An 11,680-nucleotide genomic window follows, 5' to 3' on the forward strand; every position below is an offset into this window, starting at 1 on the left:
CGCGATCCGTACGTGATCCGTACGTGATCCGTACCTAGGAGTCCGAACGTGCCCGACGCGCCCTTCGTACGCCGCGACCACCGGCGCGGCATCGCCCTGCTCACCCTCGACTCACCGCACAACCGCAACGCCCTGTCCGCACGGCTGGTCACCGAGCTGCACGAAGGGCTCGACGACGCGGTCAAGGACCCCGGTGTCCGTGCGATCCTGCTCGCCCACGCCGGCGGGACGTTCTGCGCGGGCGCCGATCTCAAGGACCCCGCCGCCGGTGGCCCGCTCGCCCTGGCGGAACTCCTGCGGAGCATCGTCGAGTCGCCCAAGCCCGTGGTCGCCGAGGTCACCGGCCATGTACGGGCGGGCGGTCTCGGGCTGCTCGCGGCCTGCGACATATCCGTGGCCGGTGCCGGTGCGAGCTTCGCCTTCACCGAGGCCCGGATCGGCCTGGCACCGGCCGTCATCTCACTGCCCGTCCTTCCCCGCATCGACCCGCGAGCCGCCGCCCGCTACTACCTGACGGGCGAGGTGTTCGACGCGGCGGAGGCCATCCGGATCGGTCTGGTCAGCGCGGCCGACGACGCGCTGGAGCGCATCCTCGATGGACTGCGCTCCGCTTCGCCCCAAGGGCTCGCCGAGTCCAAGCGGCTCACCACCGCTGAGGTACTGCACGCCTTCGACCGGGACACCCAGGCCCTCGCCGAACAGTCCGCCCGCCTCTTCGCCTCACCCGAGGCAGCGGAGGGGATGCGGTCCTTCCTCGAACGCCGGGATCCGTCATGGGCGTTGTGACAACGCGCGCCCCCAAGCAGGACCGCAGCCGCGCCACCCGGCGGCGTCTGCTGGAGGCAGCCGTCTCCTGCCTGGCCGAACGCGGCTGGAGCGGCAGCACCGTCGCTGCCGTCGCCGAACGCGCCGGGGTCACCCGGGGCGCGGCCCAGCACCACTTCCCGACCCGGGAGGACCTCTTCACCGCCGCGATCGAGCACGTCGCCGAGGAGTGGCTGAACGCCGTCCGCGACGGCGCCCGCGCACTCCCCCGCGACGGCGCCTCCCGTACCCGCGCGGTCGTCGACATGCTCGTCGGCGTCTATACGGGCCCGCTCTTCCGTGCCGCCCTCCACCTGTGGGTCGCGGCCGCCGACGAGGAGCAGTTGCGCCCGCGCGTGACGGCGCTGGAGTCCCGGATAGGCCGCGAGGCACACCGGCTCGCGGTGGAGTTCCTCGACGCCGACGAGTCCGTCGAGGGCGTCCGCGAAACTGTCCAGGCCACCTTGGACATGGCCCGCGGTCTCGGCCTCGCCAACCTGCTCAGCGACGACTCCGGACGCCGCGCGGGCATCGTCCGGCAGTGGTCCCGCATCCTGGACGGCGTCATCCACGTCCGTCCGGAGCAGCCGCCCGGCCCGTGACGCCGGACTCGCGCAGGGCGCAGCCGGTGGATTGTCGTACCCCGGATCTACCATCGGTTACAGACAGCAACCAGCGCCCGTCTGCCTCTGGAGTCGCCATGTCCCCCCGTGCCCACGATCCGCTCGCCGTTCGTGGAAAGGTCCGCGAGTCCGCCCTGCGGCTGCCGGGAGCGGTCGAGGAGTTCCCCTGGGGCGAATCCGTCATCAAGGTCAACAAGAAGGTCTTCGTCTTCCTCGGTGTCGGGGACGGCAGCTATCCGCCCGCGATCACCGTGAAGCTCAAGGATCCGGAGGTCCACGCCCACGCGATGACCGCCCTCGGCGCCGAACCGGCAGGCTACGGCCTGGGCAAAGCGGGCTGGGTCCGGATCCCGCTCGAGGAGGGCGCCCCGGCGGCGGAGCTGCTCTCCGACTGGACGGAGGAGAGCTATCGGGTGATCGCTCCCAAGCGGCTGGTCAAGGAGCTGGACGAGCCGCCGGCCCGCTGACGGCATCGATGAGCGCGGTGAGCGCCCGCGCGACGGCGGGGAGACCGTCGGTGGGGGCTCCGCCCGGCTCGGTCATATAGACGTCGCGGCGGATCTCGATCATGAGCGCGGACACGTCGGGGTTACGGTCGTAGTGCTTCAGGGGCACGTAGCAGCCCGCGAACGGTGTGTTGAGGCCGATCTCTCCGCAGTCGGCGAAGGCCCGGCGGGCGGCGTCGAGCAGCCAGGGCGGGGTGTGGTGGTCGTCGGTGCCCAGGCAGATGGCGGGGCGGGCGCCCGCTGAGTGGAGTTCGTAGGGCAGCGCCCGGGCCGGATAGGAGTGGACGTCGATGACGACGGCCCGGCCGGTGGCGGAGAGCCGGGCGTCGACGAGGCGGGTGAAGGCGGCCGCGTAGGGAACGAAGTGCGCGGCGAGCAACTCCCGCTCGTGGTCCGGGTCGTCGGGACGCAGCCGCCCGCCGTGCGAGGTGCGGGTGTAGACGGCGCCCATGCCCACCGCGCGCATCTCCTCCCGCTCGTCGGGGAACCGCTCGGGGTCGATGACGAGCCGGGAGAGCAGATTGCGGTGCGTCCAGGGGGTGACGGTCGCGGCGGCCGCGGCCCGGGCCGCGATGAGGTCCGTATGGGCGTCCGTCATATGGTCCAGCTCCCGCGACAGGGCGGCGTCGTCCAGCAGGATGCTCCCCCTGGCGGCCGGGGTCAGCGTCCGCGAACTGTGCGGAACATGAAGGACGACGGCCGATCGGGCAGCTCCGGGCTTTTGGGCATACATCGGTCCGGTATATCCCAACAGCGCGGCCCGTTCACGTGCTTCGCCGTTGCGCGTGCTGAATCCGGAAACGGAAAAAGCAGCAGGCCCGGTGCTTGCGCACCGGGCCTGCTGCGTCAGTAGCGGGGACAGGATTTGAACCTGCGACCTCTGGGTTATGAGCCCAGCGAGCTACCGAGCTGCTCCACCCCGCGTCGGTAGACCCAACCCTACGCGGTGGTGGACGCAGGACCAAATCATTACCCGCGCTGTCCTCCGGCGCCGGGCCGATGAGGATCACCACGGACAGGGCCGCGAGCAGCCATGAGTGGGTCACCGGCGCCCCAGGGTGGCGACCCACGCGGCCGGCTCCGTCGCGAAGCGCAGACCCGGCGCGACGTGCTCGAGGCGGTGGCCGCAGGCCATAAATGCGTTGCGCGGTCACGCCGTGGCCGCCTAACGTCGTCATCGGCCCTGTTGTCGTCGATCGGAGAAGGCCGTTGCTGGTCTGAGGTCCTGAGACACCGTGCCCGTGGGATTCCCGCGTGGCCCGAGTGCGACCTCGGCAGTGATCCGCCTCCCGTTCCGCCAGGGCGTCACCACCCATCACCTCCCCTTCGGGGTTGAGCCGCGTCGCGTTCCGGTGTCTCCAGCCGTTGCCCCTTTCCAGCAACCAGGAGGCCCGTATGGCATTCGCACCCCCCTCCATCACCTGCTCCCACCTCTCCTTCTCCTGGCCGGACGGCACCCCCGTCCTCGAGGACTTCCAGCTCGTCGTGGGCCCGGGCCGCACCGGGCTGATCGGACTCAACGGTTCGGGAAAGTCGACACTCCTCCGGCTCATCGCCGGCGAACTGCGCCCGGTCGAGGGCCAGGTGAAGATCTCCGGCGACGGCGACGTCGGATATCTTCCGCAGACTGTCTCCCTCGACACGTCCCTGCGCGTCGACGCGGCGCTCGGTATCGACGCGGCCCGCGCCGCGCTGCACGCCATCGAGGGCGGCGACGCGAGCGAGGAGCACTTCACGGCGGTCGGCGACGACTGGGATGTGGAGGAGCGCGCCCGCGCGACTCTCGGCCAGCTCGGGCTGGGGCACATCACCCTCGACCGCACCATCGGCGAGGTCTCGGGCGGCGAGTCGGTGCTGCTGCGGCTGGCGGCGCTGCTGCTGCGCCGCCCGGACGTCCTGCTGCTCGACGAGCCGACCAACAACCTGGACCTGGAGGCGCGGCACCGCCTCTACGACGCCGTCGCATCCTGGTCCGGGCTGATGCTCGTGGTCAGCCACGACCGTGAACTGCTGGAGCGGGTCGACCGGCTCGGCGACCTGCGCGGCGGCGAGGTGCACTGGTACGGGGGCAACCTCTCCGCGTACCAGGAGGCCCTCGCCGTCGAGCAGCAGGCGGCCGAACGGATGGTGCGGGTCGCCGAGACCGATATGCGGCGGCAGAAGCGCGAACTGGCCGATGCCCAGGTGAAGCTGGCCCGGAGGGTCCGCTACGGCCAGAAGATGAACGACACCAAGCGTGAGCCCAGGATCGTCATGCAGGAACGCAAGCGGCAGACCCAGGTCTCCTCCGGCAAGCACCGCATCCTGCACACCGAGAAGCTGGAGGAGGCGAAGGAGCGGCTCGACGAGGCCGTCGAGGGGGTGCGGGACGACGACGAGATCCGCGTCGAGCTGCCGTACACCGCCGTCCCCGCCGGCCGGACCGTGCTCACCCTGCGCGGGCTGGAGGTCCGGTACCGTGGCCGGTCACGATCTGCCGTTTTTGCGCGGTATCGGCATCACCCGCTGGGTGCGGCTCGACGGCGAGCTGGCCGGAATCGATCCGCTCGCCGGCTCCGGGGAGGGGTGAGCCGGGAGAGGTGAGGCAGGTGAGGCGGAGGGAGGGAATCGCGAGAGGGAGGTTTGAGAAGGTCAGCGGTCCGCCAGGAATGGGAAGATGACCCCTCGTACAGTCGTTCCCCCTTCCCCGGCCCTCGCGCTCTCCGACGAGGTGCGCGATGCCCTCGACCGGCGGCTGCCTGTGGTGGCCCTGGAGTCGACGATCATCGCCCACGGTCTCCCCCGGCCCCGCAACCTCCAGGTGGCGATCGAGCTGGAGGGCATCGTCCGTGCGGCCGGCGCCGTGCCGGCGACCATCGCCGTACTCGACGGGACCGCGCACATCGGCCTCGGCAAGGAGCAGCTGGAGCGGGTCGCGAGCGATCCGGGCCTGCGCAAGCTCGGCTTCCGCGACCTCGCCCCGGCACTGGCCACCGGCGCCGGCGGTGCGACGACGGTGTCGGGTACGGCGTTCCTCGCCGCTCGCGCCGGCATCCGGGTCTTCGCCACCGGAGGTCTCGGCGGGGTGCACCGCGACTGGGTCACGACCCAGGACGAGTCCGCCGACCTCGGGCTGCTCGCCCGCACCCGCATCACCGTGGTCTGCGCGGGCGTGAAGTCGATCCTCGACGTGCCGGCCACCCTGCAGCGGCTGGAGACGCTGGGGGTCGGCGTACTCGCCTTCCGTACCGGCACCTTCCCCGGTTTCTACCTGACGAGTTCGGGCGAGCCGGCGGACTGGACGGTGCACGAGCCGTCCGAGGTCGCCTCGGTGATGAGCGCCCAGGACGCCCTGGGCGGACTGGGTTCCGCGCTGATCGTGGCCAATCCCGTGCCCGAGTCGGAGCAGCTCGATCCGGCGCTGCACGACCGCGTGCTCGCCGAGGCGCTCGCGGCCGCGCGCCGCGAGGGGATCTCCGGCCAGGCCATCACACCCTTCCTGCTCGCCCATCTGACGGAATACACCGGCGGCGCCTCGCTGGAGGCGAACCTGGCGGCCGTGCGGGGCAACGTCCGGCTCGGCGCCGAGATCGCGGTGCACTGGTCGCAGCTCATATGACGGCGCTGCTGGTGATCGGTGACGTCGTCACCGACATCGTGGCCCTGCACCACAAGCCGCTGGCCCCCGACACCGACACCGCGGCCCGGATCGCGGTCCGGCCCGGCGGCTCGGGGGCCAACACCGCCTCCTGGGCGGCCCGTTCGGGGGCCGAGGTGCGGCTGCTGGCCCGGGTGGGGGCGGACTCCGCCGACTGGCACCGGGACATACTGCGGCGCTCCGGTGTACGACCGCAGCTGCGCGTCGACCCGGCGCTGCCGACCGCCGTCGTGATCGCCCTGGTGGACCCGGCCGCGGAGCGCACCCTGGTCACCGACAGCGGTGCCGGCCTCCGCCTCGGCCCGGAGGACTGGGACGAGACGCTGCTCGACGGGGCCGGGCAACTGCACCTGTCCGGCTATCTGTTCTTCACCGAACCCGGCCGGGAGCTCGCCGGTCTTGCCATGGCCGCGGCCCGCGCCCGGCAGATCGCGGTGAGCGTGGATCCCGCCTCCACGGGGTTCATCCAGCAGCTCGGCGTCCGCCGCTTCCTGGACTCCGTCACCGGTACGGACCTGCTGCTGCCCAACCTCGCGGAGGCCCGGTTGCTGACCGGAGACCCCGATCCCGTGCGCGCCGCCGAGCAGTTGAGCGCCGCCCACGGGGTGGCGGTGGTGAAGCTGGGCAGCGCGGGAGCCCTGGTCGCCGAGCACGGTGCGGTGACCGCCCGCGTACCCGGCGTCGCGGCCACCGCCGTCGACAGTACGGGCGCGGGTGACGCCTTCGCCGGCGGCTTCCTGGCGGCGCGGCTCACCGGCGCGGACCTGGCGCAGGCCGCTGCCGCGGGCTGCCGTACGGGCGCGTCGGCTGTCGCCGTGGTGGGAGGCCGGCCGGAATATTCATGACGCCCGAAGCGCTGCCATGCGGCAGGGTGATGATCGTCGTTCACGAATCCGCAGGATGGCGGTTCCACGGGATGACGGTTCCGATGACGGTTCCACGGGATGGCGATTCCACGGGATGAGAAGGAGCAGTGTTCATGCGCACCACCACGCTCGGCAACAAGGGCCCCGAAGTCGGCGTCGTCGGACTGGGATGCATGGGCATGACCCACGCCTACGACCCCAGCGGCCGTGACGACACCGTGTCCGTCGAGGTCATCCGGCAGGCCCTCGACCTGGGTGTCACACTCATCGACACCGCCGACGCCTACGGCCCCTTCACCAACGAGGAACTCGTCGGCCGCGCTCTCGCGGGCCCCTACCGGGAACGCGCCGTACTGGCCACCAAAGTGGGCCTGTTCCTGAAGGGCTCGGACCAGGGCCGGCCGGAGTACGGCCTCAACGGCCGTCCGGAACATGTGCGGGCGGCCATCGACGCCAGCCTGCGCCGTCTCGGCACCGACTACGTCGACCTCTATCAGCTCCACCGCATCGACCCGGAGGTCCCGGTCGAGGAGACCTGGGGCGCGCTCGCGGAGGCGGTGGCCGCGGGCAAGGCCCGCCGGTCTCCCGTGCCCGTCGACGCGACAGTCCCCACTGGCGACTACGGGCACGGAAGGAAGCCCGCGGACGTTCCTACCTCGCGCGTCCGCGGACTCCGGCTTCGTCAATCCTGACCCGGGTCCGGCCCAGCGGCTTGTACCCCGTACGGGTCGGCGGTGCCGTCCCTGCAGCCGGGCCGGACCCAGCGGGTCCATCATGCGAGGGGGCGCCAACGGACCACTAACATGCGACTAACAGATCTTCCTCTCCGGGCGAATGGGGACGACATCGCGCAGAGCCGCGCCGGGCGGTCCCGCTGGACGTGCTCAAGGCCGCGCTGTGGGGCGAGCCGTAGCGGGGGCAGTTGTGATGATTCGCGTGGGATGGGCATGGACTTGCTCACCTGCTTGCGTTAGCTTCCACCGTCAGTGAGCGGGAGGCCACGCCATGGATCTGCAGAGCGTCAGCACGATCAGAACCGTAAAGGACGGTGTGCGCCCCGCCCTCAGAGCCCGTGAGCTCAGCACCGGCGGCAGCGGCGCCCCGTACGAGCATCTCCATCTCACGCCGTACAGCCCCACCATCGGCGCCGAAGTCTCGGACATCGATCTGGCCCGGCCCGTCGAGCCGGAGGTGCTGGCGGAGTTGGGACGAGCGCTGCTGGAGTGGAAGGTGCTCTTCTTCCGCGGCCAGTCGCTGACGGCAGAGCAGCACGCGGCGTTCGCGCGCCACTGGGGCGAGCCGGAGATCCACCCCTTCCTGCCCAAGGCCGGTATCCCCGAGGTCGTACGGCTCGCGCATGACGCGCGGAGTCCCGGCGTCGAGAACGTCTGGCACAGCGATGTGTCGTTCTCCGCGACACCGCCGCTCGGGTCGGTCCTGCGGGCGGTGGAGGTGCCGGAGGTCGGCGGCGACACCCTGTGGGCGGACATGGCGGCCGCGTACGACGGGCTGCCGGACCGGGTGAAGGAGGCCGTCGAGGGGCAGTCGGCGGTGCATGATTTCCTGCGCAGCTTCGGGCAGTTGCTGACCCCGGAGCAGGTGGCGAAGGCGCGGGAGAAGAACCCGCCGGTCGAGCACCCGGTGGTCCGTACCCACCCCGAGACCGGCCGGAAGCTGATCTATGTCAACCGGGTCTTCACCGAGCGGATCACCGGCCTGCCACCGGAGGAGAGCCGCGAACTGCTCGACCTGCTGTACGACCAGGCCCGTCACCCCGAGTACCAGTGCCGGTTCCACTGGCGGCCGGGCTCGATCGCCTTCTGGGACAACCGCGTCACACAGCACTACGCGGCTTCGGACTACTTCCCGCGGCCGCGGGTGATGGAGCGGGTGACGATCATCGGCGACCGGCCGCGCTGACGGGTGCGGGCCGAAACCTGAAATGCCGGGCAGGCGCGGCGTTTACCGGCAGATGGCTTGGGTGTTTGCATGCACATGCCTTGACGGACGGATGACGGGTGCTGCTAGCGTCGCAGCCCGGAGAGCGCTCTCATGGTCGGTTCCCCCGGCCCTCGTCAGCGCTGACCCCCCACTGCGCACCCGTGCGCAAACCTCCGGGACTGGAGAACGCATGTCCATCGGACACGAACCAGAACAGGAACAGAGCCGAACCCAGCACCATACGGCGGGCAGGCATCGCCCACGCCACAGCCGGCGCTCCGGGGTCCGGTCGACCCTCGCGGCCCTGACCGTGGGCGCGTTGAGCCTGGCCGGGCTGGCCATCGCGGCAGCGCCGGGTGGCGCGACCACTCCGGCCGCGGCACGCGCCGCGGCCGTGAGCCCGGCAACGATTCCCGCACCGCCCGCCGGCTTCACCACGACGTGGAGCGATGACTTCAACGGCGGGTCCGGTACCGGCGTCGACGGCGGCAACTGGAAGTACGACACCGGCCCGGGAAGCAACTTCGGCACCGGTGAGATCGAAACGATGACCAACAGCACCGCCAACGTCTTCCAGGACGGCGCCGGACACCTGGTCCTCAAGGCCCTGCACTCGGGCACCGACCCGCGTGCGGGCTGGACTTCGGGACGCATCGAGACCCAGGCCGCCACTTACGGAGCGCCGCCCGGCGGCGTCGTGATGATGCAGTCCTCCATCCAGCAGCCCAACCTGACCACGGCCAACGGCGCCGGATACTGGCCCGCGTTCTGGATGCTCGGCTCCACCCTGCGCACCGGCACCCCCTGGCCCACCTCCGGAGAAGTCGACATCCTGGAGGACATCAACAGCCGCAGTTCACTCTTCGGCACCCTGCACTGCGGAGTCGGATCCGGCGGCCCCTGCCACGAGACCACCGGCATAGGCAGCGGCGAACGCGCCTGCCCCGGCTGCCAGACCGGCTACCACACCTACGCCGTACAGATCGACCGCTCGGTATCCCCGGAACAGATCCGCTGGTACCTCGACGGCGCCAACTACTTCACCGTCAACTCCGGCCAGGTCGACGCCACCACCTGGGCCAACGCCGTCGACCACCCGTTCTTCATCATCTACGACCTGGCCATGGGCGGCGGCTTCCCCGACGCCTTCGGCGGCGGCCCCAACGCCGCCACCGTCTCCGGCGGCCAGATGAACATCGACTACGTCGCCGTCTACAACAAGGCACCGGGAGCCGGCGGCGGATCGGATGTCGCGCATGGCAGGCCCGCGACCGCCTCTTCGACCGAGAACGCCGGCACTCCCGCCTCGGCGGCCGTGGACGGCAACACGGGCACCCGCTGGTCGAGCGCGTTCAGCGACCCGCAGTGGCTCCAGGTCGACCTCGGCCGGTCGTACAACATCAGCAGTGTGGCGCTCAGCTGGGAAGCGGCGTACGCCAGGGCCTTCCAGATCCAGACATCTCCCAACGGCGCCAACTGGACCACGGTCTACGCCACCACCACCGGCCCAGGGGGCAACCAGACCCTCAATGTGTCCGGCTCGGGCCGCTATGTGCGGATGAACGGCACACAGCGGGCCACCCCGTACGGCTACTCCCTCTGGGAGTTCCAGGTCTACGGAACCTGACCGTACCGCCGCAACCCGCGCGGTGCGGGTTGCGGCGATCCACTCGCGCCACAACCCAGAAAAGCAAGAAACCCCTGGTCAACAGGGGTTTCAACTGGTGTCCGAGGGGGGACTTGAACCCCCACGCCCGATAAAGGGCACTAGCACCTCAAGCTAGCGCGTCTGCCATTCCGCCACCCGGACAGGGTGTGCACCGTGGTTTCCCCCGGCGACATGGACAACGATACCAAGGAATCGGAGTGCTTCTCACCTGCATAAGGGGCCTGTGTGCGGGTGCGGGCGGGGTCCCGGATTCGGGAGTCGGGAGGACGTAGGGTCCGGGTGTGAGCGATACGTCACCATCAGTCACCCACCGTGAGAGTCGCAGGCCACGGCCCCTTTCACCCCTGCGGGAGCATCTGCGGGACACGTTCTGGTTCGCACCGTCCGTCGGACTGGTGGGGGCGCTGTTGCTGGCGGGGGCGGTGGGGGAGCTCGACGCCTGGCTGATCGGGGCGCTGCAGGACGACGGGGACTACGAATCGGTCTCGTCACTGATCAAAGTCGCGGAGGACGCGAAGTCGGTCGTGACGACGGTGGGCTCGGCGATGCTGACGTTCATCGGTGTGGTGTTCAGCATCTCGCTGGTCGCACTGCAGATGGCGAGCAGCCAGTTCTCGCCCCGGGTCATGCGGCTGTACGTACGCAGCCGGATCACCAAGGGGACCTTCGCGGTGTTCCTGGCGACGTTCCTGTTCTCGCTGGCGGGACAGGCGTCGTACGACGGGGAGAAGGACCCGCGGCTGGTCACGAGCGTGCCGGTGTTCACGCTGCTGACGGCGGTGCTGCTGGTGCTGATCAGCCTGGGGCTGTTCGTGGCGTATGTGAACGCCACGATCCGGCTGATGCGGATCAGCTATGTGATCGACCGGATCACCCGTGAGTCGTTCCGGGTGCTGGCCGCCTATCCGCTCCGGGATCCTGAGGCGGGGCCGCTGCCCGCGGAGGTGTCGGTGATCACCCACCGGGGGCGGGCGGGGGTGCTGCGGGATGTGAACATCGCGCGGCTGTCGCGGATCGCGCGGCGCGGTGGAACGGTGCTGCGGCTGGTGCCGCGGATCGGGGACTTCGTGGTGCCGGGGACTCCGCTGCTGACCGTGCACGGCGAGAGCGACGGCAAGCTGCCGGTGCGGCTGCTGCGGTCGGCGGTGTCGGTCGGGGTGGAGCGGACGTTCCACCAGGATCTGGGGTTCGGGCTGCGGCAGCTGGCGGACATCGGGCTGCGGGCGCTGTCGCCGGCCATCAACGATCCGACGACGGCGGTGCAGTGCCTGGACCGGATCGTGCAGTTCCTGGCGGCGGTGGCGGACCGGCCGCTGGGCGCAGTGCACCACACCGATCGCTCGGGGGCGGTGCGGCTGGTGCAGGACCTGCCGTCCTGGGGCGATCTGGTGGATCTGGGACTGACCGAGATCCGGCTGTGCGCGACGACCAGCCCACAGGTCACCCGCCGGATGCTGGCCGGTCTCGACGATCTGCTGCTGCTGGCTCCGCACGAGCGCCGGGAGCCGCTGGAGCGGCACCGCGTACTGGTGGAGCAGGCCGTGGAACGTAGGGTGCCGGAGGCCGCGGACCGCGAGTTCGCCCTGCTCGCCGACCACCAGGGAATCGGTTAGCCGCGCTCCCCCATCGCCGGA

Annotated in this window: 10 protein-coding genes, 2 tRNA genes and 1 pseudogene; 10 read left to right on the top strand and 3 right to left on the bottom strand. The window is 70.7% G+C overall.

Annotated features, from left to right (window positions below; translation table 11 throughout):
- Positions 1 to 48 precede the first annotated feature (48 nt).
- The 3 genes from QMK24_RS22920 to QMK24_RS22930 all read left to right on the top strand — a co-directional run bounded on the left by QMK24_RS22920 (position 49) and on the right by QMK24_RS22930 (position 1,894).
- Positions 49 to 786 carry an enoyl-CoA hydratase family protein gene (locus QMK24_RS22920; protein ID WP_283468495.1) on the top strand — a complete coding sequence of 246 codons (738 nt, stop codon included), beginning with the start codon at positions 49 to 51 and terminating at the stop codon, positions 784 to 786.
- On the top strand, positions 774 to 1,406 hold the full coding sequence (locus QMK24_RS22925; RefSeq protein WP_283468496.1) for a TetR/AcrR family transcriptional regulator: 633 nt from the start codon (positions 774 to 776) through the stop codon (positions 1,404 to 1,406). Before QMK24_RS22920 ends, QMK24_RS22925 begins: the two co-directional genes overlap by 13 nt.
- A 98-nt stretch (positions 1,407 to 1,504) precedes the next feature.
- Positions 1,505 to 1,894, top strand: coding sequence for an MmcQ/YjbR family DNA-binding protein (locus tag QMK24_RS22930; protein WP_283468497.1), 390 nt, complete (start codon positions 1,505 to 1,507; stop codon positions 1,892 to 1,894).
- Here the strand turns inward: QMK24_RS22930 and QMK24_RS22935 are convergent.
- Together QMK24_RS22935 and QMK24_RS22940 are read right to left on the bottom strand one after the other, a co-directional pair.
- On the bottom strand, positions 1,863 to 2,666 hold the full coding sequence (locus QMK24_RS22935) for an N-formylglutamate amidohydrolase (protein ID WP_283468498.1): 804 nt from the start codon (positions 2,664 to 2,666) through the stop codon (positions 1,863 to 1,865). The genes QMK24_RS22930 and QMK24_RS22935 overlap by 32 nt on opposite strands.
- Before the next feature lie 117 nt (positions 2,667 to 2,783).
- Positions 2,784 to 2,857: transfer RNA gene (locus QMK24_RS22940), tRNA-Met, on the bottom strand.
- Between the two features lie 471 nt (positions 2,858 to 3,328).
- Between QMK24_RS22940 and QMK24_RS22945 the strand changes: the two are divergent.
- The 6 genes and pseudogenes from QMK24_RS22945 to QMK24_RS22970 all read left to right on the top strand — a co-directional run.
- Positions 3,329 to 4,399 (top strand): annotated as a pseudogene (locus QMK24_RS22945) (ATP-binding cassette domain-containing protein); the annotation flags it as partial.
- A gap of 190 nt (positions 4,400 to 4,589) precedes the next feature.
- Positions 4,590 to 5,531 carry a pseudouridine-5'-phosphate glycosidase gene (locus tag QMK24_RS22950; protein WP_283468499.1) on the top strand — a complete coding sequence of 314 codons (942 nt, stop codon included), beginning with the start codon at positions 4,590 to 4,592 and terminating at the stop codon, positions 5,529 to 5,531.
- A complete protein-coding gene (locus QMK24_RS22955; protein ID WP_283468500.1) occupies positions 5,528 to 6,415 on the top strand; it encodes a carbohydrate kinase family protein in 888 nt (295 codons plus the stop codon). Before QMK24_RS22950 ends, QMK24_RS22955 begins: the two co-directional genes overlap by 4 nt.
- A gap of 134 nt (positions 6,416 to 6,549) precedes the next feature.
- The gene (locus QMK24_RS22960; RefSeq protein ID WP_502962637.1) at positions 6,550 to 7,128 is read left to right on the top strand and encodes an aldo/keto reductase; all 579 of its coding nucleotides are present in this window, start codon (positions 6,550 to 6,552) and stop codon (positions 7,126 to 7,128) included.
- Positions 7,129 to 7,441: 313 nt separating this feature from the next.
- On the top strand, positions 7,442 to 8,356 hold the full coding sequence (locus QMK24_RS22965; protein WP_283468501.1) for a TauD/TfdA dioxygenase family protein: 915 nt from the start codon (positions 7,442 to 7,444) through the stop codon (positions 8,354 to 8,356).
- 331 nt (positions 8,357 to 8,687) lie between these two features.
- Positions 8,688 to 10,004 (top strand): discoidin domain-containing protein, encoded by a 1,317-nt coding sequence (locus QMK24_RS22970; RefSeq protein WP_283468503.1) that lies wholly within the window; start codon positions 8,688 to 8,690, stop codon positions 10,002 to 10,004.
- A 95-nt stretch (positions 10,005 to 10,099) separates the two neighbouring features.
- Here the strand turns inward: QMK24_RS22970 and QMK24_RS22975 are convergent.
- Positions 10,100 to 10,187 (bottom strand) — tRNA-Leu (locus QMK24_RS22975).
- A gap of 140 nt (positions 10,188 to 10,327) precedes the next feature.
- Between QMK24_RS22975 and QMK24_RS22980 the strand changes: the two genes are divergently transcribed.
- Positions 10,328 to 11,659, top strand: coding sequence for a DUF2254 domain-containing protein (locus QMK24_RS22980; protein ID WP_283468504.1), 1,332 nt, complete (start codon positions 10,328 to 10,330; stop codon positions 11,657 to 11,659).
- Positions 11,660 to 11,680: the final 21 nt, after the last annotated feature.

The sequence above is a fragment of the Streptomyces sp. PH10-H1 genome (genome assembly GCF_030063355.1).
Lineage (GTDB): Bacteria > Actinomycetota > Actinomycetes > Streptomycetales > Streptomycetaceae > Actinacidiphila.